The organism is Rossellomorea aquimaris (assembly GCF_020172085.1).
Classification (GTDB): Bacteria; Bacillota; Bacilli; order Bacillales; family Bacillaceae_B; genus Rossellomorea; species Rossellomorea aquimaris_E.
This window is the reverse complement of record NZ_JAIVAT010000007.1, coordinates 86,907-112,941: the sequence shown is the minus strand read 5'-3', so window position 1 is coordinate 112,941 and position 26,035 is coordinate 86,907. Positions and strand designations below refer to the sequence as shown.

General features: G+C 43.6%; 24 protein-coding genes and 1 other annotated feature. Of the genes, 10 read left to right on the top strand and 14 right to left on the bottom strand.

The genetic code is table 11. The annotated features are described in order from the left end of the window. Positions 1-43: 43 nt before the first annotated feature. Positions 44-1,600 (bottom strand): ABC-F family ATP-binding cassette domain-containing protein, encoded by a 1,557-nt coding sequence (locus LCL96_RS13170; protein ID WP_224941914.1) that lies wholly within the window; start codon positions 1,598-1,600, stop codon positions 44-46. 105 nt (positions 1,601-1,705) lie between these two features. After that, positions 1,706-2,821, bottom strand: coding sequence for an NAD(P)/FAD-dependent oxidoreductase (locus LCL96_RS13165; protein ID WP_224941913.1), 1,116 nt, complete (start codon positions 2,819-2,821; stop codon positions 1,706-1,708). Between the two features lie 273 nt (positions 2,822-3,094). Next, positions 3,095-3,307, top strand: a binding site (T-box leader). Positions 3,308-3,374: 67 nt separating this feature from the next. On the opposite strand from LCL96_RS13165, the gene LCL96_RS13160 reads away from it, so the two are divergent. Further along, a complete protein-coding gene (locus tag LCL96_RS13160) occupies positions 3,375-4,718 on the top strand; it encodes a sodium-dependent transporter (RefSeq protein ID WP_224941912.1) in 1,344 nt (447 codons plus the stop codon). Positions 4,719-4,772: 54 nt separating this feature from the next. Here LCL96_RS13160 and LCL96_RS13155 read toward each other — a convergent pair whose 3' ends face one another. After that, a complete protein-coding gene (locus LCL96_RS13155; RefSeq protein ID WP_224941911.1) occupies positions 4,773-5,291 on the bottom strand; it encodes a superoxide dismutase family protein in 519 nt (172 codons plus the stop codon). 343 nt (positions 5,292-5,634) lie between these two features. Here LCL96_RS13155 and LCL96_RS13150 point away from each other — a divergent pair, with 343 nt between their 5' ends. After that, positions 5,635-6,597, top strand: coding sequence for a S8 family peptidase (locus tag LCL96_RS13150; protein ID WP_224941910.1), 963 nt, complete (start codon positions 5,635-5,637; stop codon positions 6,595-6,597). Between the two features lie 91 nt (positions 6,598-6,688). Here LCL96_RS13150 and LCL96_RS13145 read toward each other — a convergent pair whose 3' ends face one another. Together LCL96_RS13145 and LCL96_RS13140 are read right to left on the bottom strand one after the other, a co-directional pair. Continuing rightward, positions 6,689-6,928 carry a YkuS family protein gene (locus LCL96_RS13145; protein ID WP_206852339.1) on the bottom strand — a complete coding sequence of 80 codons (240 nt, stop codon included), beginning with the start codon at positions 6,926-6,928 and terminating at the stop codon, positions 6,689-6,691. A gap of 61 nt (positions 6,929-6,989) precedes the next feature. Next, the gene (locus tag LCL96_RS13140; RefSeq protein ID WP_224941909.1) at positions 6,990-7,145 is read right to left on the bottom strand and encodes a hypothetical protein; all 156 of its coding nucleotides are present in this window, start codon (positions 7,143-7,145) and stop codon (positions 6,990-6,992) included. 149 nt (positions 7,146-7,294) lie between these two features. On the opposite strand from LCL96_RS13140, the gene LCL96_RS13135 reads away from it, so the two are divergent. Next, positions 7,295-7,732 carry a ferritin-like domain-containing protein gene (locus LCL96_RS13135; protein ID WP_224941908.1) on the top strand — a complete coding sequence of 146 codons (438 nt, stop codon included), beginning with the start codon at positions 7,295-7,297 and terminating at the stop codon, positions 7,730-7,732. A gap of 29 nt (positions 7,733-7,761) precedes the next feature. Here the strand turns inward: LCL96_RS13135 and LCL96_RS13130 are convergent, their stop codons facing one another. Then, a complete protein-coding gene (locus tag LCL96_RS13130; RefSeq protein ID WP_224941907.1) occupies positions 7,762-10,032 on the bottom strand; it encodes a helicase C-terminal domain-containing protein in 2,271 nt (756 codons plus the stop codon). Between the two features lie 99 nt (positions 10,033-10,131). On the opposite strand from LCL96_RS13130, the gene LCL96_RS13125 reads away from it, so the two are divergent. Beyond that, complete coding sequence (locus LCL96_RS13125) at positions 10,132-10,731, top strand: YczE/YyaS/YitT family protein (RefSeq protein ID WP_224941906.1); 600 nt, start codon at positions 10,132-10,134, stop codon at positions 10,729-10,731. 36 nt (positions 10,732-10,767) lie between these two features. On the opposite strand, the gene LCL96_RS13120 is transcribed toward LCL96_RS13125, so the two are convergent. After that, the gene (locus tag LCL96_RS13120) at positions 10,768-12,078 is read right to left on the bottom strand and encodes an ATP-binding protein (protein ID WP_224941905.1); all 1,311 of its coding nucleotides are present in this window, start codon (positions 12,076-12,078) and stop codon (positions 10,768-10,770) included. Positions 12,079-12,226: 148 nt separating this feature from the next. Then, positions 12,227-13,276 carry a hypothetical protein gene (locus tag LCL96_RS13115; RefSeq protein ID WP_224941904.1) on the bottom strand — a complete coding sequence of 350 codons (1,050 nt, stop codon included), beginning with the start codon at positions 13,274-13,276 and terminating at the stop codon, positions 12,227-12,229. Positions 13,277-13,501: 225 nt separating this feature from the next. On the opposite strand from LCL96_RS13115, the gene LCL96_RS13110 reads away from it, so the two are divergent. The 3 genes from LCL96_RS13110 to LCL96_RS13100 all read left to right on the top strand — a co-directional run bounded on the left by LCL96_RS13110 (position 13,502) and on the right by LCL96_RS13100 (position 16,138). Beyond that, positions 13,502-14,452, top strand: coding sequence for a glycerophosphodiester phosphodiesterase (locus LCL96_RS13110; protein ID WP_224941903.1), 951 nt, complete (start codon positions 13,502-13,504; stop codon positions 14,450-14,452). Between the two features lie 169 nt (positions 14,453-14,621). Next, a complete protein-coding gene (locus tag LCL96_RS13105; protein WP_224941902.1) occupies positions 14,622-14,948 on the top strand; it encodes a cyclic-phosphate processing receiver domain-containing protein in 327 nt (108 codons plus the stop codon). Positions 14,949-15,064: 116 nt separating this feature from the next. Next, positions 15,065-16,138, top strand: coding sequence for an aromatic acid exporter family protein (locus tag LCL96_RS13100; RefSeq protein WP_224941901.1), 1,074 nt, complete (start codon positions 15,065-15,067; stop codon positions 16,136-16,138). 49 nt (positions 16,139-16,187) lie between these two features. Here LCL96_RS13100 and LCL96_RS13095 read toward each other — a convergent pair whose 3' ends face one another. Further along, positions 16,188-17,348 (bottom strand): acyl-CoA dehydrogenase family protein, encoded by a 1,161-nt coding sequence (locus LCL96_RS13095; protein ID WP_224941900.1) that lies wholly within the window; start codon positions 17,346-17,348, stop codon positions 16,188-16,190. A 185-nt stretch (positions 17,349-17,533) separates the two neighbouring features. Between LCL96_RS13095 and LCL96_RS13090 the strand changes: the two genes are divergently transcribed. Then, positions 17,534-18,016, top strand: coding sequence for a hypothetical protein (locus tag LCL96_RS13090; protein ID WP_224941899.1), 483 nt, complete (start codon positions 17,534-17,536; stop codon positions 18,014-18,016). Between the two features lie 42 nt (positions 18,017-18,058). Here LCL96_RS13090 and LCL96_RS13085 read toward each other — a convergent pair whose 3' ends face one another. Next, positions 18,059-19,516: an alanine/glycine:cation symporter family protein gene (locus tag LCL96_RS13085; protein ID WP_224941898.1), complete on the bottom strand. Its 1,458-nt coding sequence runs from the start codon at positions 19,514-19,516 to the stop codon at positions 18,059-18,061. A 178-nt stretch (positions 19,517-19,694) separates the two neighbouring features. On the opposite strand from LCL96_RS13085, the gene LCL96_RS13080 reads away from it, so the two are divergent. Next, positions 19,695-19,943 (top strand): alpha/beta-type small acid-soluble spore protein, encoded by a 249-nt coding sequence (locus LCL96_RS13080; RefSeq protein WP_224941897.1) that lies wholly within the window; start codon positions 19,695-19,697, stop codon positions 19,941-19,943. Between the two features lie 63 nt (positions 19,944-20,006). On the opposite strand, the gene LCL96_RS13075 is transcribed toward LCL96_RS13080, so the two are convergent. Continuing rightward, on the bottom strand, positions 20,007-20,522 hold the full coding sequence (locus tag LCL96_RS13075; RefSeq protein WP_224941896.1) for a DUF421 domain-containing protein: 516 nt from the start codon (positions 20,520-20,522) through the stop codon (positions 20,007-20,009). Positions 20,523-20,592: 70 nt separating this feature from the next. Continuing rightward, positions 20,593-21,189, bottom strand: coding sequence for a uracil-DNA glycosylase (locus LCL96_RS13070; RefSeq protein ID WP_224943428.1), 597 nt, complete (start codon positions 21,187-21,189; stop codon positions 20,593-20,595). Positions 21,190-21,357: 168 nt separating this feature from the next. Here LCL96_RS13070 and LCL96_RS13065 point away from each other — a divergent pair, with 168 nt between their 5' ends. Beyond that, on the top strand, positions 21,358-21,780 hold the full coding sequence (locus LCL96_RS13065; RefSeq protein WP_224941895.1) for a pyridoxamine 5'-phosphate oxidase family protein: 423 nt from the start codon (positions 21,358-21,360) through the stop codon (positions 21,778-21,780). Positions 21,781-22,380: 600 nt separating this feature from the next. Here the strand turns inward: LCL96_RS13065 and LCL96_RS13060 are convergent. Next, positions 22,381-24,162, bottom strand: coding sequence for an ABC transporter ATP-binding protein (locus tag LCL96_RS13060; protein ID WP_224941894.1), 1,782 nt, complete (start codon positions 24,160-24,162; stop codon positions 22,381-22,383). After that, on the bottom strand, positions 24,143-25,843 hold the full coding sequence (locus LCL96_RS13055) for an ABC transporter ATP-binding protein (protein WP_224943427.1): 1,701 nt from the start codon (positions 25,841-25,843) through the stop codon (positions 24,143-24,145). Before LCL96_RS13055 ends, LCL96_RS13060 begins: the two co-directional genes overlap by 20 nt. Positions 25,844-26,035: the final 192 nt, after the last annotated feature.

Here is a 26,035-nt window from a genome sequence, read left to right as displayed (position 1 = left end):
AAAGCCGAATCCCCGTTACTCGTAAAGGATTCGGCTTTCTTTATTAGAACAATTTCGTTGTCCAATCTTCACAGTTCCATACTTCTGTCGCTACGTCCTGATAGAAATCAGGTTCGTGGCTGATTAAGAGGACGGTGCCTTTGTATTCCTTCAATGCACGTTTTAACTCTTCCTTAGCCTCGACGTCCAAATGGTTCGTCGGTTCATCGAACACAAGGACGTTCGATTCTTTGTTCATTAACTTGCATAGGCGCACCTTGGCTTTTTCCCCACCACTCAGCACTTCTACCTTGCTTTCGATATGCTTCGTCGTCAGGCCGCATTTGGCAAGGGCTGCACGTACTTCTGCCTGATTCATGGAAGGAAACTCATTCCACACCTCTTCGATGCAAGTGTTGTTGTTCTTTGATTTGATTTCCTGCTCGAAATAACCGATATGGAGATAATCGCCAAGCTCTACTGAACCGGAGATCGGTTTGATTTCACCGAGGATGCTGCGTAATAGAGTGGTCTTTCCGATTCCATTGGCTCCTGAAAGAGCAATCTTCTGACCACGCTCCATCTTCAAATTGAGAGGCTTCGATAACGGTTCATCATAGCCGATCACAAGATCCTTCGTTTCAAAGATGACCCTGCCGGCGGTTCTCGCTTGTTTAAAGTTGAATTCCGGCTTCGGCTTTTCCGCAGCCAGTTCGATCATATCCATTTTATCGAGCTTCTTCTGACGGGACATGGCCATGTTCCGTGTCGATACACGTGCCTTATTACGGGCAACAAAATCCTTCAGCTCTGAGATCTCCTGCTGCTGCCTCTTGAATGCGGATTCCAGCTGCTGTTTTTTCATTTCATGGACACGTTTGAATTCATGGTAATCCCCGGCATAGCGATTCAACTCTTGGTTTTCCATATGGTAAATCAGGTTGATGACACTATTTAAGAACGGGATATCATGAGAGATCAGGATAAATGCATTTTCATATTCCTGCAGATAACGTGTCAACCAATTGATATGCTGCTCATCAAGATAGTTGGTAGGCTCATCGAGTAATAGGAAGTCCGGCTTCTCTAGTAAGAGTTTTGCCAGCAATACTTTCGTACGCTGCCCCCCACTCAGGTCGTGGACATCTTTATCTAATCCGATATCATCCAACCCAAGGCCACGACCGATTTCTTCTACCTTGGCATCAATGATATAGAAATCATTATTCGTCAATGCATCCTGAAGGGTACCGGTTTCCTCCAGTAATTCTTCTAACTCTTCAGGAGAGGCTTCTCCCATCTTGGCAAAAAGCTCATTCATTTCTGTTTCCATATCAAACAGGTATTGGAAGGCTGTCTTCAATACATCCCGGATCGTCATGCCCTGCTTCAACTGTGCATGCTGGTCCAGATAGCCGATACGGATCCGCTTCGCCCATTCCACTTTTCCTTCATCAGGCTCAAGCTTCCCTGTAATGATATTCATAAATGTAGACTTTCCTTCTCCGTTGGCACCGATCAAGCCGATATGCTCACCCTTTAACAGGCGGAAAGAAACGTCATTAAAGATCGCACGGTCACCGAAACCGTGAGTCAAATTTTTGACTGTTAATAAACTCATATCATAAACACCTTTTCTTCCTAATCTAAATTTCGCTCCCTCTATTATAAGGGTCATTCCCTATAGAAGATAGAGGGAAATGAGTTGGTGGTTTTTTCTTCTATTTCACTCGATCGCCCCAGCCACATCGTAGTCGGCGGGATCAAGCTCCGTAGGTTCTCCCATAGCCAAATTGGCAAGCTGTGATCCGAGATATGGACCCACTGTCAACCCTGATGCTCCAAGACCATTGGCTACCCAAATATTATCCAGTCCCGGCATCGCACCGAAAACCGGAAGGAAACCAGGTGTGAACGGGCGGAACCCGACTCTCGTCTCCAAGATCGTTCCATCGCTGATTCCCGGTGCAACGCCCATTGCTTTGTGGAGAATTTCGTGCAGGCCCCCCGCCGTTACCCTTTGATCAAAGCCGACATCATTTTCATGAGTAGCACCAGCCACGACCCTTCCTTCTGGAAAGGCTAGGAGGTATTGGTCATTAGGGGGCATGACGACGGGCCAATCATCCGTTTCTTTCCCTCCTGCTCCCAAATGGAGAATCTGCGCTTTTTGGGAGGTGACGAGAAAGTTGATTCCAAGAGGGCGAAAGAGCTCCTTTGCCCAAGCGCCGGCTGTCACGATGACCCCGTCCGCCTGTAATACTTCGCCGGAAATGTTGACCCCAATGATTCGATTGTTTTCGTTTTCCAGTCGGGCATCCCCTTGTCGAAATGATGCTCCGTGCTTTTTGGCACCACTCAAAAGCGCATCCCGCAGTGCCCTGCCATCTACCCTCGCAGCTCCGCTTACATGTACCGACTGAAATTCTTCTGAGAGCAACGGGAAACGATCCCGCGTATCTTCAGAAGTCAGAAGGGTAAGGTCTCCTATTTCCGGAGCATCCTCCCTGCGTTTCTCCGCTCTTTCCAACATTTTTTGGAGTTTATCTACATCCGTATGAAGGCTGATGGCCCCTACGCGTTTATAACCCGTTTCCGTTTCACCGTCTGCTTCGAGTTGCCTGATAATATCCGGATAGTATCTCGCCCCGCCCTTGGCAAGTCGATACCACACTTTATTCCTCCGCTGTGACAGCCACGGACAGACGATCCCCGCCGCTGCATCCGTTGCCTGACCGGCATCCTGTCGGTCCACGACTGTGACAGCGGCTCCTGCCTTCGCAAGATGATAGGCTGTCGAAGCTCCAAGGATGCCTGCTCCTACGATAATATATGATTTCATTTCAAACACCTTTTCAGTCTATTTTTCTTTATTTTACTTGAGAAAAAGGGTGAACTCAATGTCTGTACGTGTCAATGAGAAGGACCGACTTGTACCTGGTACATTTTCAGGGTTTTGTACCTGGTACATCTCCTCCCTTTTATACCAGGTACACTTATCACCACCCGCTCCTAAACCAAAAACCACCATCAATTCCAGACAATTCTCACTACTTTTCCCGAAATAGATTGACAAGATGTTTTGTTTCGTGATAAAAATTGTATAACCTAATATTGAAAAGCTTTGAAGGAAACAAGTAGTGGACATTTCCCTGTTAAAGAGAGCCGGTGGTTGGTGTGAACCGGTACAAAAATGAAGCGAATTTCGATTCCGGAGCTTCTTTTGACGAGATCAAAAGACGGTTGATGCCGTTATGTGTGAAGAGTGATGAGAAGGGATTCTTTCTCATAACTAGGGTGGTACCGCGATATCCAAATCGTCCCTACGATATGTAGGGGCGATTTTTTTATTTGTTTGCCTGCACACATCAATATAAACAGAAAGGAGAATGAACATGAGTCAGCGTGAACAATGGTCATCGAAAATCGGCTTTATCCTGGCGGCAGCCGGTTCTGCCATCGGATTGGGGGCCATTTGGAAATTCCCTTATATTGCCGGTGAAAATGGAGGCGGAGCATTCTTCCTGATCTTTATTCTATTTACATTACTACTCGGCCTCCCATTACTATTGGCAGAATTCTCAATCGGACGAACCTCCGGGAGCAATGCCGTGGATTCGTATAGAAAGATCGCTCCCGGGACAAAGTGGCACTGGGTCGGGATCCTCGGGATGATTACATCCTTCATCCTGCTTTCCTTCTACAGTGTAATCGGGGGTTGGATCGTCGTTTACTTATTCAAAGCCGTCACTGGGCAATTAAACGGCCTTTCTTCGGAACAGTATGCCGAAGTGTTCGGTTCAACGATTTCAAATCCAATGACTAGTGTGTTCGTGCAATTTGTTTTCATCTTGATGACCATCATTGTAGTGGCTAAAGGGGTTGAAAAGGGTATTGAACTTGCCAGTAAAATCATGATGCCGGCATTATTCATCCTTTTCATTCTGTTAGTGGTTCGTGCCATCACTCTTGACGGGGCAGGTGAAGGAGTGACATTCCTGCTTCAGCCGGATTTTTCTAAAGTAACGTCTCAGACGATTTTAGAAGCGATGGGTCAATCCTTCTTCACATTAAGTGTCGGGGTATCTGTAATGGTGACATATAGTTCATACCTTCCGAAATCGCAAAGTCTGCCACGATCAGCGATCTCTATCGTGGCAATGAATATTTTCATTGTATTATTAGCCGGACTTGCAATCTTCCCTGCAGTCTTTGCTTTTGATTTAGAACCGGGGGCAGGTCCTGTACTGCTATTTAATGTACTGCCTACTGTGTTCAGTCAGCTTCCTTTCGGGATGCTATTCTTCATCGCATTCCTGGTGCTATTCTTATTTGCAGCACTGACATCTGCCTTCTCGATGCTAGAAATCATCGTTTCTGTCATTTCAAAGGGAGAGCCAATCAAGCGGAAGAAATGGTCTTGGATCATCGGTCTTGCCATTTTCGTTTGCGGCATTCCATCGGCATTATCGTTCGGAATCCTAGGGGATGTCATGCTGTTTGGCAAAACCATTTTCGATTTGGCTGATTTTGCGGTCAGCAATGTACTGCTTCCAATAGGGTCCTTACTCATTGCCCTTTTCGTGCCGATGAAAATGAAGAAAAGCGCTCTGTATGAAGAATTAAAGCAAGGGAGCGGGTTGAAACGTGGATTGTTCGAAACATGGTTCTTCCTGATCCGTTTCGTGGCACCTGTGTTGATTCTGTTCGTCATGCTGGATGTTTTGGGCGTATTTTAATTTTGTTACACAGTAAAGGGTTGACCCCCGATTAGGGGTCAACCCTTTTTCTTGTTATATTCCATATCCCATAATCACCCCACATGCCAGTCTTTTACCGGCATCTCCTGAAGGCTGTGACGTGAAGTCATCCGGGTTCTGGTGGATGATGACGCCTTTTCCTATCACGTCTTTCACTTTGAACTTATTCGTAAAAAAAGACATTTTCGCATAGCCATCATTCGAAAACAAAACAGGAAAATCACCTGCATGATTGCCATGTGGCTGGTTGGTTGGATTCCAATGACCCCCGGCGGATGTGAAAGGATTTTTCGGATCTCCTATTTCACAAACCCCTTTTTCATGGAGGTGAAATCCGTGGGGGCCGATCGGTTTTTGATCGCCTTTTCCTTCTTTATAAGCCGGCAAGCCTGTGACCTCCGCAAATACTTCCACTCCGTTTTGGACTTCACGAAAAAAAACATACCCTTGCAGGCCTGGAGCGAGCGGACCTCCCTGGATTTGAGCATACGCCATATTGGGAGCATTTCGGTAATAGGAATATGTCGGATAACCGTATTGATAATAATTCATCCATGAATCACCTTCCTTCCATTTATTTTATGAAGGAAGTGAGGGTGACATGATGAAAAAGCAGTACATCATTTTTTAACCAAACGTTTGTTTAACCGCGGAAACCATACTCATATCAAGGTTTTGTACTCTTAATCAAACGTTTGTTTAAATTCCCCCCTCCAAAACACGGTCTATCATTTCTGAAATCATCCACCTGCTCCCCCTATGCAGACGAAGAAGTAAATATGATTGGTTTTATTTTCCTATTACTATTATCCCTTTTCATTTTGTCCCAAAAATGTTATATTTTCAGAAACTTCTGATTTCTATTCTACGCAACACTATTTTAGGAGGGATTGGTATGCAAGGTGAAATTAGGTTAATTCCATATTTCATGGACGAAATGATTGTTGATGCAAATGAAATTCCTAAAGGCGTTGATTTAATCCAAGCTCCTAGTATGTGGAAGAATGGGTATAAAGGAAAAGGTGTAACCATTGCAATACTCGATACAGGATGTGATATGAATCATCCTGATCTTGCCGGAAAGGTGAAAGCCTTCCGAAATTTCACCGACGATGATGACGGTGCGGAAGATAACGTGACGGATTACAGCGGGCACGGTACACATGTGGCAGGTACGATTGCCGCCAGTGAAAATGGTGAAGGGGTCATTGGAGTAGCTCCACTGGCAGATTTACTGGTCATCAAGGTCCTTGCAGGCAGCCGTGGAAGCGGGAAGTATGACTGGATCGTCAATGGTATTCTGTATGCGATTGAACAAAAGGTCGACATCATTTCCATGTCTTTGGGAGGCCCGACTGATTACGAACCTCTGCACGAAGCAATTCAAAAAGCGGTGGATGCCAATATCCTGGTTGTCTGCGCGGCCGGGAATGAGGGAGATTCCAATAGCAGTACCGATGAGTTCTCCTACCCTGCCTGCTATAATGAAGTCATTTCGGTGGGTGCCATCGATCTTCAAAGAAAGTCATCCTACTTTACCAACTCCAACAATGAAGTGGACTTAGTGGCTCCTGGTGAACAAATCTTATCGACCATCCCAGGTGAGAAATACGCCAAACTCAGCGGCACATCCATGTCTGCTCCTCACGTCTCCGGTTCCCTGGCCCTGATTAAAGAATTCGAACAGATTTCCTTCGACCGCACCCTATCTGAATGTGAAGTCTATGCACAGCTGATTAAACGTACGGTTCCACTCGGCTTTCCAAAAACTCTGGAAGGGAATGGACTGATCTTTTTAACGGCTCCTGATCTTCTGCGCGAGCATTTAAGAAATCAGCCTCTTGCACAGATAGGCTGATAGAATTCAGGTGCTTCAAAAATCGTGCACCTTTACTTTTATTAATAAGGTACAAAAAAACAGCCATCCAAGGCTGTTTTTTTGTTGAAAACTATTGAAGTCTGCTTTGTACTTCCTGGCAGATTTGATCTGCACTCAGTCCGCTCGCTTCGATGACCGGCCCTTGAGTAGCTACATTTTGGATGCCCATTACATCTGTATCCATTCCTGTTACGACACAGCAGTCACACCCGTTTGCATCTGACTCCTGCTTCAGCTCCACTACTTCATGCCCCTGTGCACGTAAGGCTTCTACAACGTTAGTTAAGGATTGTTCAACACCAATTCTCATGCCTTTACACCTCCTGTTTCTACATATAGGATTTTCTTTAGTTGAAAAAGATATTCGTCATTTATTTTTTATTTACTTGTGTGCCGCTTTTTTTCTGACTTTGCCCACTTCCATTGCCAGTCTGGGTATCAGATGCAAATTCCACATCATTCTTGGCTTTTTGTTTCGCCAATTGTTCCGAAGTTTGGTCCATATTTTTCTTTCCTTGCTTAGACATACTCATCCCTCCTCTGACTTTTATAGAATTAGAATCCCCATTTGAAGACAAAATATTTGGAGGGCTTTCATTTCCCCGGGTATGTTTATCTCTTCATCAATCCGGGTAATTAGTCTGTATAACAACAAATAAAAGGGTGGTATTTACACATGGATGAAGCAAAATTAAACGAATTAATTGATGGATTAAATGAAGACTTGGCAAATGAGTATGCGGCCGTTATCCTCTACACAAACTACGCTGCTGTTGTGAGCGGCTTATATCGTCAAATATTAAAGCCTTTCTTCGAAGAGGAAATTCCAGATGAGCAGGGACACGCTTTATACCTGGCTGAAAAGATCAAAACATTGGGAGGAGATCCGACAACGACGCCTGCAGCCGTTAAGCAAACGGATAATGTGAAGGAAATGCTTGAAGAAGGACGAAAAGCAGAGGCAGATACAATTGAACGTTACAAAAAACGTAAAGAACAGGCTGAGGAATTAGGTTTAGTCGAGCTTAGCATCAAGCTGGATGATATGATTGCTGACGAAACCCATCACCTTGAAGAATTCGATCGCCTGTTAAAGGACCCTTCTTTTAACTAATAACAAAAGACCGCTTATAGCGGTCTTTTCTACGTTATAACACGATAATCTTTCCATTCTTCAAGCAATAAGGACCGATATTTAGGAGTCAGGTACCGATCGTCGATCAGTTTCAGGATTCCCCTGTCCTCTTCTGAACGAATGAGTCTTCCACCTGATTGGAATACTTTGTTCATTCCCGGATAAACATAGGCAAAATCGAATCCGTTCATCCCCAAGGCATTGAAATGATCTTTAATGATTTCCTGTTCCAGAGAAGGCTGTGGGAGTCCCACGCCGACCACGATCACACCTTTTAACCGGTCTCCTTTCAGATCGATCCCTTCTGAAAATATCCCACCGAGAACCGCAAAGCCAATAACCGGGCGCTCTCTATCACTTTGAAACTCACCAAGAAATGCCTCTCTTTCTCCCTCAATCATATTGGGTGCCTGGATGATGATATCCGCGTCCAGTGATGCTTTGTTCAACTTATCATACGCTTCTTGCATATAAGCATAGGATGAAAAGAAAATCAGATAATTCCCTTTGTACCCATTGAACGTTTCTTCAATCGAATGCGTAATGTAGGGAAGTGTTCGTTCTCTATCCTTGAAGCGAGTGGAGATGGGATGGATCCCAACCTGCCATTGCTCATGTTGAAAGGGAGAAGGAATCAAGAATCGATAATCCTCTTCCCCTCCACCCAGTTGTTGAAAATAATACGAAAACGGGTGCAGGGTAGCAGAAAAGAAGATGGATGAATGATATGGCTTTGCAACCTGCTTGATGAGTTTCGATGGATCAATGCAGAAGATTTTCACTTCCAGGTCATCCGAGCTTCGACTGATCACAAAACGATGCTCCTCTGAAAAGAGGTTGGAGATCCTCACGAAACTTATGACATCGAAATACAATTGCATGAATTCCTCCGGCCATTCCCGTCCCCCTTCTCCGAGATTTTTTTCCGCTATCTCTATGAAGATCATAATCGAATCTAACAATTCTTCATCTATTTCACTTCGTATATCCTTCCCGTCTTCTTTTTTAATCCGACTGAATGATTTCAAAATGGCTGTTATGGATGTATTCAATCCACCATGCTCAGGATATAGCTTTTGGACCAGAGAGAAATCCGATTTTTTCAGCGAAGCTGAGTACATTTCCCTTCCTCTGCCGACAAGATTATGAGCTTCATCAATGAGTAAAGTCGTATCATTCTTTCCCTCGTCGTTCATTCTTTTCAAGGAAACCCTCGGATCGAAGATGTAATTATAATCACATATGACCCCATCCACCAAATAGGAAAGATCGATTGAATACTCGAAAGGACACACTGTATGCTTTTTGGCGTACGATTCAATGATTGTCCGTGTAATGATGGATTCGTTGGTCAATATGTCAATCAAAGCTCCATTAATGCGGTCATAATAGCCGTTGGCAAATTCACAATACTCTTTTTGACAGATGGTTTCCTCCTTAAAGCATATCTTATCTCTCGCCGTAATCGTAACGGACCTGTGTGACAATCCTTCGCCTTCCAGGAGAAGCAACGCCTCTTCCGCCACCGTACGGGTGATCGTTTTGGCTGTCACATAGAACCATTTTGAGCGTCCTTCCCCCATGGCTTTCACTGTCGGGAACAAAGTGGAAATGGTCTTGCCCGTTCCGGTTGGAGCATTTGCATAGAGGGACTTGGATTCAATGACTGTTTTGTAAACGGCTCCTGCAAGGTTTTTCTGACCCTTTCGATAGGCGGGGTATGGAAAGGCCAGGCCCTCAATACTTTTCATTTTGTTTTCTTCATTCGTCAGTAGTAAAGTGGCAAATGGCGTATAGGCCTCCAGGATACCGGTTACGATCCTATCCAGTTCTTCAATGGTATACGTCTGTTGGAAGGACTTCGTTTCTTCGGTTTCCACCTCAATGTAGGTCAGTTGAACACCGATATGGGAAAGTCCCTTTTCCTTAGCCAACAAGTAAGCATAGCATTCTCCCTGAGCCCAGTGGACACGGGAGCCTTTTTCAATGAAGTCTATCTTCTTGGCTGTGGATTTGATTTCTTCCACGGTCACCTCATCTTCATTGTAATGAATTCCATCACATCGCCCTTCCAACTGAAAGAGCACATCCCCTGAAAGCACCTCCCCTTTCAGGAACACTTCCTTCTCATCGCCCTCTTTATATTCTTTCTGCAGCTTCTGATGAAGCCTTGTACCAATGGTCATGGAGGAGCGTGCCTGAAATCGCAGGTCTATACTCCCTTCCTTAAAGACAAACTCTACTAACTCTCTGATGGATATTTTAATGGGGTTCTTCACCAACGCATCACCTCAAGCTTTCAAATCAAAATGTTGATTCTAACCTATTTCCAACGAACATATATATTAGACAAGCTTTTGGAACGGAGGATTCGGGGAATGATGGCTAGATTCTGCTTTTACTGTATTGGTTTACTCGCACTTTCATTGGGTGTTTCTCTCATTATTAAAGGGGAACTGGGTGCGGCTCCCTGGGATGCACTTGCCGTCGGGGAATCAAACCTGCTCAACCTTTCAATTGGGACATGCATCTTTATGAATGGGTGTATTCTCATTTGCATAAATGCCATTTTATTAAAGGAAGGGATTCAATGGTTAGCTGCCCTTTCAATATTCGTTATCGGGATGATGGTTGATTACTGGATAACGATGGGTCTTACCTTTCTGGAGCCGGCGGGATTTGGCCAGCAGTTGTCCCTGGTCCTTACAGGCATCCTGATTCTTGGGATCGGGATTTCTATTTACCTTCAAGCCAAACTCCCCTCAAGTCCGATGGATACATTTATGGTGGCGATTCACCAGAGATTCGGTTTGAACTTACGAAATTCACGTTTATTAAATGAAGCTATTGCCATTACGCTTGCCATGATTTTTCATGGAGCGGTGGGAATCGGAACCGTCATAGTCGCTTGCACATTAGGCTTCATTATTCATATCTTCTATCCTATCATGGAACGTATGTACGAAAAATGGAGTTGAGTTATTTTATCAAAATAAAAAACACTTAGTACCGTCCTAAGCGTTTAAGTTGTTACTATATGTATTCGTTGTAGTTGTATCGAACTTCCCGTGCTTTTCACTGTTTAATGGCAGGCTTATCGTAGCCACCGTCCCTTTATTCACAATGCTCGAATAGTGAACATGCCCTCCCATCGCGCCTATGATGCGCATGGATACGGATGTCCCGAGACCCGTTCCCTGGTCTTTTGTTGTGAAAAATAATGTCCCTAGCCGGGCAACCTGCTCTTTCGTCATCCCCTTACCTGTATCCGTGACCGTAATGACAGCCTGCGTATGGGTGACCTCCAGATTCACGGCGACCTTGCCTTGGGGCGGCGTTGCCTCAATGGCATTCTTGATGATATTAACAAAGGCTTGTTTCAATTTATTTCGATCCGTTAATAGATGTGCATCTTCATGCAGATCAGCTTCAAGGAATACGCCTTCCTTCAGGGCATACGCATTGAGAAGCACGGTGACATCCGAGAGAACTTCTCTGACATTGATCTTTTCGACCTTTTCGAACTCGGGTTTGGCAAAGTTCAAATAATCATTGATGATCTCCTCTGCCCTCCCCAACTCACTCAATACAATCTTCAGGTATTCATCGTGATCTCCGGTGACCTGCTTCTTCATCAATTGAAGAAAACCTTTTACCACAGTTAGCGGATTACGCACTTCATGAGCGATGGAAGCAGCGAGTTCACCTAGTGTGTTCAGCTTTTCCGATTTCATGATTTCTTCACGTAATAATTTCTTCTCGATCAGCCATTCATTTAGTTGAGCTGCAAGACCTACCCCAAGGACCTGAATTCCACCGAATATGAGAACATAAATCCCCATTTCTCTGTTGCCAGATACGGGTACACCGGTTATGAAGGCAAAGGAAAGGAGGATTCCGAGCATGACAAGTGCCGGCCAAAAACCAAGTAGAACAGCAAATGTCACTCGCTTCCTTGGAGGAAAGGACCAGAATCGATTGGATATCAAAAAGGGCAGAATTCCGGCTAAAAACGCACTAACAAATCCGAAGACCATCGCATCACCTCCATTGATGATACGCGCCAACATTATAAATAAGAAAACGATGACCCCAGCCTTCCTTCCACCATATAACATGGAAAGAACGAGTGGAATATACCTGAAATCCCAATAGAGCCCAAAGCTTTCATAGGCAAAAATCAAACACATAAATGCTGCAATCCCATGTAATACCCCAATGAAAACAGGGGACTTCCCCAGCCTGTGGTTTTCAAGGAGCGAAGTTTGAATGAGAACAGGAGCCAGTATAATCAGTACATGTAATAATAATTTCTCAATCAGCATCGAAATGTCTCCCAGAATAAAAAAGTATTACTTTACACATACGACAAAATTCTGATAATTCCTCTTTCATTTGCCATAAATTCACGAAAAAAGTCATAGATGAGGGACGGACCTTCGGCATTCCTGCCGAAGGTCCGTCCCTAAAAAATCAGTTCAGCTGTCCTTTGTAGGTAAGGTCTTTTGGATCGAGGTGGTTGAAGTCGCCTTGGAGTATTTTTTGAATATCTGTGATGGCTTGTTGGACCTGTACAGTTTGACCTTTGACTTTGGTGAATTCTTCTGCAACGAAGAAGGGCTGGCTCAAGTATGCTTCGAGTCTCTCACCTATGTGAAAAATCTCAAGGTCCGCTTCAGGTATTTTCTCCTTCCCGATCGTGTTCATGAGAACACGGATTTCTTTGTAGCGCCTTAATAATTTTTTTGCCTTCTTATGCATCGTCGAATGGTTGGTGTCCAACGCATCGTCTTCTAAGAGAACCGATGTGGATTGGACTGGATGAATGGCAGGGTACATCCCCCGGGTAGCCAAATCAATATCAAAATAACAGAGGGTATCGAGAGGACCGTACGGATCATCTTCATCGACCGCTTCTCCACTAGGATCAAATAATATAGTTGTGAGTTCATCATAATTCTCGGCTTCGAAACGCTCCCTTAATTCATACAACTCCCCCGACACAATATACGAGCGGTCCACATATAGAAGAATGCTTTCCTTGTCATCCACCATGGAGACTTCTGCAAAGGCCTCTTCGATACTGTGGCATTTCGCATCGACAAAGCCTTCAAGATCACTTAAACCGGGATGGGTTTTATCCGTTGTCAACAGGATTGTGTGATAGCCTTTCTGTTTCAATGCCTGTGTCATTTCAGCCAGGACGACGAATTGACCGACCTGAGATCTTGCAACGAATCCGTTGGTTCCTCCCTGAACAATGGGCGCAAATACATCGAGCGGTTTAATCCCTGTTTCAATCATGCTTCGTTTCCCTCCTTGAATAATCAATTCATCCAACGTGCAATTCGCCAAATTGGCAAGTGTAACGATCGTTTTCACTTCTGCACGACCAACCGATATCTTCCCTGTACATAAGTTCGAAACGGTCGCCGGTCTCAATCCCACCGTTTTTGCAGCTGTCGTCAGATTCGGCACACGCTTCCGCAGCAATGAAACATTTAACTGTAAATGATCTTTCATGGTAAATATCCCCTCCTTACTTTATAAGGTAATCTATTTTACGTTCAAAAGCAACATTTAATTATATTAAAAAGTAATTTTTTTACTCCAAAAAGTAATTACGTGCATTTTCCATACGCAGAGTCCTATAGATAAATCTAATGTGACCCTATTTTATTGTCCTAAATAGACAAGGTCGTACCTATAATAAAAGATAAGAATCTTTTATTAAAAGGATGAAAGTGAATGAAAACTACGAAACTCACAATACCTGAAACTTCTAAGAAGAAGCAGCGTTTCATTGTCTTGGTCATGATGATCGCTTTCAGTATCTCGTTTTCCCTCATTGTTTACTGGCTGCCAGTCAAAAAAGCACTCCCTCCTCCCTTTTTGCATAAAGACAAGGAGCGTCCCCTTGTCATCGCTCATCAGGGAGGGAAGCAACTAGCACCCGGTAATACCATTGAAGCGTTCCAACAGGCCGTTGATCTCGGAGCCGATGTGATCGAGACGGATATACATATCACCAAAGACGGCCATTTGGTCACCATTCACGACCCTACTGTCGATGCGACAACGAATGGGCGTGGATTTGTCGTGGACTTCACATTAAAAGAGCTTCAGCGACTTGATGCGGGATACTATTTTCAAAACCTCAATGGAGATTATTCCTTTCGGGGAAAGCATATCTATGTCCCAACCCTCGAGGAAGTATTTCAGCGGTTTCCAAACATGCGTATCAACATTGAAGTGAAAGACGATAATCCTAGGGACCGTACAGAGGAAATCGTACAGAAATTAATGAAACTTATAGAAGAATACGATATGGAAGATAAGGTCCTCATCGCTTCGTTCGACCAACACATTATTGACTTATTTGAAACTTACTCAAACGGACGGGTTGCCACTCAGGGAGGGAAGCAGGAAGCGAAAAAATTCGTCATCCTCCACAAGCTGTTCCTAAGGAATCTTTATAAAACAGAGGTTGATGCCTTTCAGCTTCCCATTCAGGAAGGAAACCTTGACCTGACACAATCGACACTGATCTCCGGAGCCCACCGCATCGGACTCCATGTCCACTATTGGACCATTAACGATCCTGAAACGATGGAAAGACTCATAAACCTTGGTGCAGACGGAATCATTACCGACAGACCCGATTTATTATTGAACATATTGAAGAAACGGGATAAATGAAGCTGTCATTACTTTTTTCTCTAAAAAAGATTCTTCCATAAAGATTCCTCATCAAAAACCAACAAAAAAATTACAAATATATTTGTATTATTCATACTATTTACCTATATCTCTATTTGTCAATCTCTGTTAGGCTTAAATTAAGTCAAATGACGAAAGAAGAATAAATATGACAGTAAATGTGTTTTTAGACGATTATCGACACTGTCCACAAGGGTACATTCTCGCGAAAGACATCGATGAATGTATTGATCTCCTTCTTAATTTTTCTATCGCTCATCTTTCACTGGATCACGACTTAGAGAGTAAAACACGCAATGGCTTAATGCTCGTCCACTATATGGTGGAAAAACAGCTCTTTGCAGAGAGAATCACGATTCACTCCGCAAACTCTGTTGCTGGCAAAAGAATGTATATGTACTTAAAAGAGGCTCAAAATGACCAAAAGATGCCTCAGTCAATTCAAATTCGATTGCGGCCTTTACCCCTAAGATGAGTTATCATATATAAAAGAACTGTTCCCTGAACAGTTCTTTTTTTGTCAATTTATTTAATTTGGTTTTTTCTTACTTTATAATAGGAATAGAGAATTTGATTAAAGAGGGTTAAATTATGGATTTTCTGAAAAAATTTCAATTTGTCGGGGGAAGGATTGCCAAGACCGGAATTGCCGTATTTCTTACTGCCTTCGTATGTCAACTAATGAACTGGCCGGCCACCTTTGCCGTTATTACTGCCATCGTTACCATCGAACCGACTGCAGCAAATTCGATCAAAAAAGCATTCATTCGTTTTCCGGCGTCAGCTATAGGAGCATTATTTGCCGTGATTATCACTCATACATTAGGAGACCACGCCATTACGTATGCCCTGGTTGCACTCTTGACGATCATCACCTGCCACAAGCTTCATCTCGGGGCAGGAATTTTGGTTGCAACATTAACCGGAATTGCCATGATTCCGACAATACACGACCATTATGTAGCAACATTTTTCATACGTCTTGGCACGACCACCATCGGCCTGATTGTTTCAACGTTGGTCAATCTGTGGATCCTGCCTCCTAAATATGCCAACACGATTTCAACCAACATTCATAATCTTTATCACAAAACGGGGAACTTGTTGGAGAAAAGGGGTTCTGAAGTACTTCAGAATCAATCCCTCCACCGGGAGACGAAGCTGATCTTTAATGATATTTTAAGAGAAATTGAATCAACGGACACCCTTTGCGAGTATCAGAAGGAAGAATGGAAGCTTCACCGCTCCAACCGTCAGGAAATGCGCTGTTTTAATTATGAATATAAAAAGCTGAACCTTTTAAGGCAAATCCTGTTCCATATCGGAAACTTGATCTATCTTCCTGTGCAATCTGCCTTCAGTGAAGATGAAAAAGAACGGATCATGGATGCTACACTGAGCTTAAAAGGAATTATGCATCATCCATCTTTTCAAATACCAGAACACCATTTCACCTTGATGAAAAATCTATTGGAAGAATTCTGGGAAGATCATGAAGGGCTTCATATGAAACCATTTCAATCCATGAAGCACCACTTTTCGTGTGAAACCGTCATGCTTTATGAATTATTATCCATTCACGATCTTATTGAAGAGCTGAGTGAAATTCACATTTTAGAAACCCAGCATCAAAATGTACTGAATAAAACGCTACACCCTGAGTAAATACCACGAAAATAAAAGGCATAGACACTCCTGTCTATGCCTTTTCTCTTTATTCTAATGCCTGCTTCGCTAACATCCCGATGACCATATCATCCATGGGTGGATTATGAAGCCCCGCCCTCACATCACGATAATACCGCTGCATGGGATTGGAGCGAAAAAGGCTCTTTGCCCCGACAATCCTCATGGCTGTATCCACAATTTGAAAGGCGCTGTTCGTCACCACATGTTTGACGGAAGCAAGCTCTGAAGCCATGTCTTCCCGTTTGGCAGGCTCCTTCACCCACTTGTCCGCGACTGAATAAAGGATCTGTCTGGCTTTAAACAGCTCTAATTCCATTTCACCGATTTTCCGCTGTACTTCAGGGACATCCTTGATTGGTCCCGGCAGACTGTTCGGGGAATAGTCTTTCGCAAACTGGATCGCATAATGGCGCGCCGCAATCGCGACTCCTATATAGCATGCTGGTATATGGAGTAGCCACGCTTTGGGAAGGTCCTTATCCACAGGTATGCCGTCACGCTCAACAAGGGAAGAAGCCGGTAAGCGTACATCCGTAAGGACGAGATCATCACTCCCAGTCCCCTTCATGGATATCGTATCCCACGTCTCCTCTACGCTCACCCCTTCCACTTCATGATCGACGAGGAAGAAGCCTTTCTCTTCAGTGTCTCCAATTGCTGCTGATACCAAGGAATAGTCCAATACTCTTGCCATAGACGTAAAGGACTTCCTTCCATTGAGTATCCAGCCTGTTTCGGTTTTCACCGCCTTGGTCTGAGGCAGTCCCCCTCGCGTCGGACTGCCTGTTGCGGGCTCTGTGGCGGCGCGGTTAATCAGAGCTTTACTTACGGCAATTTCCTTACAAAGATCTCTAAATACCTTCTCATCCCATGTCCTTGTTTCCGTAAGCTCCATCAACCCTCCAAGGTGCCAGCCAATGGATAAGGTCGTTGCTGCATCCCCGGTTGCGAGCCTCTCTTGAATCATCACTAGCTCATACAGGTTAATCTCTTCTCCCCCATATTCTTTCGGTAAGGTCAGTTTTCCGTATCCACTCTTTTTGATATCGTCAAAATTTTCATAAGGGAATTCATCTTCTCTGTCATACGTTTCCCCTCTTTTGGCAAATGCATCAGCAAGCTCTCCTGCTAAATCAACCAACTTCCTCTGTCGTTCATTCTGTATAAACGATTTATATAAATCCAATGCAATTGCACCTCCTACTAATAACGTTCTCTCCTCCGTTTATCATAATCAATTTTCTTCACTGACTCAAAGATATTGTTTACTAAACTGATCGGATTACATTATTTCCATTAACCGTATAAATGTCTTTTCTTGAAACCATTCTATAAATAAGATCACTCATTATCCATTAGGGGGAAATCATCGTGGGCCAGAAAAAAAATAAATATTATATCCTGATTTTGATGCTCATTTCTTGGGTATTTCTCTTTTTGGCAGGAAAAGAGTCTTTAAAAAGATATTTACCCGCTTCCATATTCATGTCACTCCTTGTTTATATAGAAAATGTGGTGGCTGAGAGGATCAAATGGTGGACCATCACAACAAAACTCTTTCCGAATGTAAATGGCATTATGCCCTTTGTTGTCGGTGTTTTCCTGTCAGGATCAGTATGGATCCTGAAATTTTCCTATAAGAACTTCTTTCTTTATGTATTCGTCAATTTACTGGTTGATTCATTCTTTACATACCCCTTTTATTCCATGTTTAAAAAGTTCGGGGTGTGGAGGTTGACCAATTTAAAGCAATATCAGCTGTCCGCTCTGTTTTTTGTTAAATCTTTGCTCATGTATGCTTTTCAGAAATATATTGGAGATCGGTTATATTCAACATTCAGGAGCTCCCATTAAAAAAACCTGTTGCCTTGTTGGCAACAGGTTCCTTCTTGTAGCTTATGATACATTTTCTTTTTCTTCCACTTTATATTCCTGCTCCCAGAACTCAGCATTTTTAATACCGAGCTTCTTGGAGTTAAAGACCGGATCAAGACCCTGTTTCTTCTGTGCCTCGTAGTCCTTTAATGCTTTAAGGGCAGGTTTGGCCAGGATAAGAATCGCAATCAAGTTCAGCCATACCATCAGACCAAGGCCGATATCACCAAGCGCCCATGCAAGTGCCGCTTCTCTTACTGCACCGTAGAATGTGGCACCAAGAAGCACGACTTTCAGAATAACCATCGCTGTCTTAGAGTTCTTACCTCTCAATAAATATGCCACATTTGTTTCTGCCATGTAATAGTACGCCATGATTGTGGTGAAAGCAAAGAAGAATAAAGCGATCGCAACGAATGATGCCCCAAATCCAGGGATAACGGACTCAATGGCTGCCTGTGTATAACCAGGTCCCGCTTCGATCCCATCTAAATTATTTGCAAGCATCGACCCGTCAGGAGCTTCTGTATTGAAAGATCCCGTAAATAAAATCATAAATGCCGTTGCCGTACAAACAAGAAGGGTATCGATATACACCGAGAATGCCTGAACCAATCCTTGCTTGGCAGGATGGGAAACCTCAGCAGCTGCTGCCGCATGCGGTCCAGTTCCTTGACCTGCTTCGTTGGAATAGATCCCGCGTTTTACTCCCCATGATACAGCCATACCGATGATTCCACCGAATATAGAATCGGTACCGAATGCGCTTTTGAAAATAAGGGCAAATACAGCCGGGATTTCGGCAATATTCATTCCGACAATGACCAGGGAAAGCAGGATATACGCGATGGCCATGAATGGAACGACATAAGATGCCACTCCGGCAATACGTTTTACCCCACCGAATATAATGCCCCCAATCAACACGACAAGTCCTATTCCCGTTACTGTCGTATTAAGTCCAAATGCATTCTCAAGTCCTAATGCAATGGAATTCGACTGAATTCCCGGCATTAAGATACTCATAGCCAGTAAGGTCGCAAATGAGAAAAGTACAGCGTACCACTTCCAGCCGATTCCTTTTTCAATGTAATACGCAGGACCTCCACGATATTCCCCGTCCTGCTTCACTTTATAGATCTGTGCCAGCGTCGATTCAATAAAGGCACTGCTCGCACCGATGAAGGCAATTGTCCACATCCAGAAAACGGCACCAGGACCACCGAAGGCAATCGCCGTAGCTGTACCGGCGATGTTCCCTGTTCCGACACGTCCGGATAATGAGAGTGCCAATGCTTGGAAGGACGATACCCCTGCACTGGAGCTTCCCCCCTTAAACATTTGAACCACCATATCTTTAATCAACCGTACCTGTAAAAACTTCGTTAAAATAGAAAATAGTAAGCCAACGCCTAAACAAAAGTAAATCATGACAGGAGACCACAGGATCCCTACCAATTTGCCAACGAATTCTTCCACGGCATTTCCCCCTTTTTCTTTATAAAATTTTCTAACTATTAAGAATTATATTTTATTTGACACATTATAGACAATCTTTTTTTGTAACGAATTTTTTATAACCGTTAAAAAACCCTTATATGACAATGCTTTATACTTACAAAAAAATTTTTGGGCAACCTATAATAGAGGTGATAAAATGTCGAAAAGGAAACTTCTTGTACCTGAATCACGAGGCGCCATGGATCAGTTGAAAGCAAAGGTGTCAGGGACACAGGACCCGAAGGAAGCTAAATATGAAATCGCAAGGGAACAAGGTATTCCCCTGCAACGTGGATATAATGGAAAATTAACATCTGAACAAGCAGGTAAAGTAGGCGGGGCGATCGGCGGGAATATGGTAAAAGAGCTTGTAAGGATGGCTCAAGAGAATATGACAAAAAAATAATGTCACTCGAGCATTAGAAATGATCGCAAAAAAAGATGGCACTCATCTGAATGCCATCTTTCTTTATTCTCTATATTCCCTGACGTGCTTCATAACCTCATCGTCCACATCTTTCGACTTTCCTATTACCGAAAAACCTCCATCCGCTTCCAGAATAACCATGTTCACATCCTTCAGCGAGGCGTAACCATTGTCCCTGACGGCCTGAAAAACGTCCATTTCCGCGATTCTTTCTTTTTTCATTTTTCCCTTGATGAATTGATCACGGTAATATAAAAGACTGGGCGAGGATTTAACCAACTGATCAATCGTATGGGAACGAACAGAAAACCAGGCAACCACATATTGCATCCCGATCAGAACCAGATAGGCGGTGATGCCTTCCATGAGTGGTACCTTCTTATTCAACAAAATGATGCCAAGCACCGAACCAATTCCGACGGTTACGATCAAATCAAAGGCATTCATCTTAGATAGAGTCCTTTTCCCCGATACCCTCAATAGTAGGACAAGGGATAGGTAAGCAAGAATTCCAACGATTATGATTCGGTATATTCCATACCACGTTCCAAAAAACATCTGTCATCACCTTTATGTTCATTTTTCTTACGATTCCCATTCAAATGACACCTAAAACATCCTCAGTCCCTTATTTTTCATGGAGCTGTTCTTTCAGCTTATCGAGGTCTTTGTAAATCTCTTTCTCCAGAGAACGGTTGTAGAAAATGGATGCAGGGTGAAAGGTTGGAAAAATAGAATAATACTCCTCCGTTCGAGTCCACTCATTCGTCTCAAGATCTTTTAGTTGCCTAACCTGTGAATGAATCAAACGCCCGTGCACTTCTGATATCGTGTATTGCTTTCCCACTAATCTCTGTAACCCTACATTCCCCAACGTGACAATTTGTTTCGGTTTGATATGCTGCATCTCATAATCGAGAATGGGTGCATGGGCCAGCTGTTCTTTTATAGTCGGTGCCCTGTTGTATTTCTTAATAAGCACCTCATTATCCTTCGTCTTTTGTACCCTTTTGTAAGGTCTGCTTCTGACCGTAGAAGTAAAATAAATATTTTCTCTGGAAACACCTATATAGCTGAAAAACTCATTCAGTACTTTCCCCGCCCTTCCGCTAAAGGGCATTCCATTGTGAATTTCCGTTTCCCCGGGGGCTTCTCCCACAATCATGATGTCAGGGATCATCGGTCCTCTTCCATAAACAAATCCTTCGCAGTCATAGGGTTCCATCCTCTTCTTGCAAAGATCGACCAGTGTTTCCGGTATCACGCGCATCATCCTTCATCCGTTGTTATTCTCGTTATTCCCGATGAACCAATCATCTACACATTCCCATGTTTATTTCATCATGACAAAAGGAATAGTATGGTTAAAAGATTCAAAAAGGAGATGGATTTCTTGTCACAAGCTGAACTGAAACAACACATCCTCAAGGTTCTTGACGAAAGTAAAGTGGGGACACTTGCCACCGTGAAAAATAATAAGCCCCATTCCCGCTATATGACGTTTTCACATGAGGGCCTGACTTTGTATACACCAACAAGCAGCGAAACACATAAAACCGATGAAATCGGAGATAACCCGAATGTCCACATACTCCTGGGATATGAAGGGGAAGGTTATGGAGATACGTTCCTTGAAATCGAAGGGCGCGCTTCCATTGAAGACTCCTCCCACTACAAAGAAAAACTTTGGAACGATCATATGAAGAGATGGTTTGAAGGCCCTGATGATCCGAATTATATCGTCTTGAAGATTCAGCCTACAGCCATCCGTTTGATGAACGATGAAGAAGATTCGCCGCAGTCGCTTGAATTATAATTGAAATGTTTTCTTGACATGTTACTACATGAATGATATATTTATTTATTGTAATCTTGTAACATACATTGAAACGATAGAGAAGATAATTCGTAATTCTATTCTGTTTTGATTTAACAACTTATTCACACTGGATCGGCTTCGGAGCCGTTAGGATGTAAGAGAGGTAGGGCTTACGTCGTTTAGGTATATCAAACGACTCAAGGAATTGCCCGCGGCTGTTTATTATCTACAAACAACGTTCAAGATATAAATATATTACTTGTGATGTTGCAAGTTACAGAGTTGCCTTTATCCGATTAAGGCAACAACGGAGGGATCGCTAACGGGAAGTTTAGCCCCTCGACAAAGAAAAACACCTCAAAAGCGCTGACTTTTGAGGTGTTTTTTTCTATTTTGGAGGATTAGCCACGGTCCATTTAGCCTTTCCCACTCCCATTCTCCATTTTATTTTCAAAACCAACACTTTTATTTTCAAATTTCGTATTTTATTTTCAATTCCACCGATTTTATTTTCAAATTTCGTATTTTATTTTCAATTCCACCGATTTTATTTTCAATTCTCAGGATTTATTTTCAAAAACTCCATTTGCCCCTCACCTAAACACTTTCCCTCAACTGACTATGATACAACCCATGATAGAACCCTTTCTCCTCAAGAAGCTCCTCATGAGATCCCCTCTCAATGATTCTCCCCTGATCAAGGACCAGGATTTGATCAGCTTGTCGGATTGTGTTAAGACGGTGAGCCACCACCACGCTCGTTCGTCCCTCCATTAAGCGTTTGAGGGCATCTTGGATTTTCAGCTCTGTGATCGTGTCGATACTGCTTGTCGCTTCATCAAGGATGAGGATCGAAGGATCAGAAAGGATCGCCCTTGCAATGGATAAAAGCTGTTTCTGTCCCTGGCTGATCCCGCTTCCATCTGCCCGCAACAAGGATTCATATCCTTGGGGCATTTTTTCTATAAAGGTATGGGCATTGGCGAGCTTTGCTGCACTCCTCACCTCTTCATTACTTGCATCCAGCCTGCCGTAACGGATGTTGTCTGCAATCGTCCCCTGGAACAGGAAGCTATCCTGGAGGACAAAGCCCATCTGCTGCCGTAAACTTTTTCGTTTAATCGTTTGGATATCACGGCCGTCAATTTTAATACTGCCTTCGTTCAGCTCATAAAAGCGGGAAAGGAGGTTTGTGATTGTCGTTTTCCCCGCTCCCGTCGGTCCAACAAGGGCAATCGTCTCACCCGGACGTATGGAAAAGGATACATCCTCGAGCGTCCTCTCCCCTTTTTCATAGGAGAATGATACATGTTGAAAATCGACCTTTCCCTCAACGGAATCGATTTCCACGGCATCCCCCTCGTCCTTCGCTTCTTCCTCTTCATCGAGGATTTGAAAGACACGCTCGGCACCGGCAATCGCTGACAGCAGTGTATTATACTGATTCGCAAGCTCGTTCAAGGGACGAGTGAACTGCCTTGCATACTCAGCGAAAATGACGATGACACCGATCGTGATCATGCCATTAAGGGCAAATATCCCTCCTACACCTGCAATGACGGCAAAGCTGAGATTATTCAATACATTCATAAGCTTAGGGATAAATCCGGAATACGTGTCTGCCCAATACGCAGATGTTCGTAGACGTTGATTTTTTTCACTGAAATCCTTGATCGCCGTTTCTTCACGGGAAAAGGTCTTGATGATGCTATGGCCTGAGATCGTCTCTTCAATATAGCCGTTCAACTCACCGATATTCTGCTGGTATTCTTTAAATAATCGCCCTGTCCGCTTGGTGATCCACTTCATGCCAAGGATCATGAGGGGGACGATGGTCAAGGTGATGAGCGTGAGCAGCGGGCTCAACCAAAGCATGATCGAGACGGTACCGACCAACGTAAGGATACTTGAGATGATTTGGATGAACGAACTATTCAAGGTGGCACTCACATTATCGATGTCATTGGTCACCCGGCTCATCAGCTCCCCATGCTTCCGTTTATCGAAGAAAGGGATGGAAAGTTGATGCAGCTGATGGAAGAGATCTTTGCGCAAGCGATAGACTGTATCCTGGGCTACTCCGATCATCCAATAATTTTGGAACCATATGGACAAAGAGTGCAGGATATACACCGTGATTAAACCGATGACCAATCTAATCAAACCAGTCGCTTCTTTCGTGACGATGTATTCATCGATCGCCTTCCCCACAAGGAAAGGTCCAAGAAGCGCAGCAGCTGAACTGATGAACACCATTAAAATGACAAGATACAAAAACATTTTCATTCTGGAAAGGTAGCTCCAAAGGCGTCTCAGCGTCCCTTTAGTATCTTTCGCCTTGTCGTTTTTCCCCAATTTCTTACCCACGTGTCTGGACATGGTGGATATCCCCCTCTCCGAATTGAGACTGGTAAATGCGCTTGTAGAGGATGGAATTTTCTAATAGGGACTGATGCGTCCCCTCTCCTGTCAGTACTCCTTCTTCTAAAAGAAGGATGCGGTCTGATTCCATGGCTGTACTCACTTTTTGAGTGATGATTACGGTTGTACACTCATACTTCTTCAAGGCCTGAAGAAGTTTTGACTCTGTTTTTAAATCAAGGGCACTTGTACTGTCATCCAATAACAGGATCTTCGGTTTTCGAATGAGTGCCCTGGCAATGGACAGCCTTTGTTTCTGACCTCCTGAAAGATTGACTCCTTTTTGACCCAGTACCGTATCATACCCATGAGATAGATTCAGGATGGTTTCATGGATTTGGGCATCCTTTGCAGCTTGTATCATTTCTTCCTTGGTAGCATTCTCTTTTCCCCATAGAAGGTTTTCGGATACCGATCCGGAAAATAGGATGACCTCCTGAGGGACGTACCCAATATTTTTTCTTATCTCGTTCAAAGGGATGGACCGGATGGTGTGCCCGTCCAATTCAATAGTCCCCTCTGTTGTATCGTATAGACGGGGGATGAGCTGGAACATAGAGGTCTTGCCTGATCCTGTGGCCCCTAATACGGAAACGGTTTGGCCCGCTCTCACGTTAAATGATAGATCTTGTAGCACTTTCCCCCGCGTGGATGGGTACTGAAACGATACCTCTTTAAATGTGATCTCACCTTTGATCACTTTGTTGTTTTGATTTACTTCGTCTTCATCTTTTAAATCGATCTCCGTATTCAGGACCTCTTCCACCCGCTCCGCAGAAGCCCTTGCTCTTGAAAAACTGGTGATGATAAAGGAAAAGATGGAAAAGACAGATGAAATTCTCGTAACATATGTAACGATTGCCACGACTTCCCCAACCTTAGTTCCTCCTGAGGCAACATCTATACTGCCGAACCATAAAACAGAAAGCAGGACCAGGTTCATGACAAGCATCAACAGAGGCATGATGATTTCCATGAATCGAAGGGCTGTGGCGGTCCGATCTTTTAAATCTTCATTGGCACTGTGGAAACGGCTCTCTTCATATTTACTTCTCGTATACGCTTTAATCAATCTCATGCCTGAAAGGTTTTCCTTCATGACCTCATTGACTTTATCAAGCCTCGACTGCACCCGTTCAAACAGGCTCCACCCCCGTTTAAGGACCCATAATAGAAACAGCCACAGTACCGGAATCACAATGACTAAAACAAGAGCAAGCCTTGTATTGACGATCAGCGCCATAATGGCTGACCCCACAACAAGCAATGGAGCCCGGAGCATGATCCGGAGACTCATGAAGATTGTATTCTGGAGTTGTCTTACGTCATTGGTCATCCTCGTAATGAGGGAAGAGGCAGGAAGTTTATGAAAACTCGCAAACGAAAATGATTGAACCTTCTTATACAGGCTATCCCGCACATCATAGCCGAATCCCTGACTCGTATGTGCGGCAAAAAATGAATTCGTCACTCCAGAAATAAAGGCAATGAGGGACATCCCCACCATGATGAAGCCCCATTTCAACACAACGTCCAAGTCTTTATTCAGAATACCTTCATCGATGATCCGTGCCATGAACAACGGATTCAACAATTCTACAGCAAGCTCTACCAGCATCAAACTCCATGCAACGGCCATGGCAGTCCGGTAAGGCTTTAAGTAACGTATGACCTTCAAACGAACACCCCTCTAAACAAATATCTGCCATTATTTATATGTATCATCATATCGTTTTTTTATGCAGGGGGGTAGTTGGAAGCACCTGTTATTCCTTTGAGAAACGCTCTATGTCATGTATACAAAAAAGAGACCACTACATTTCGCGGCCTC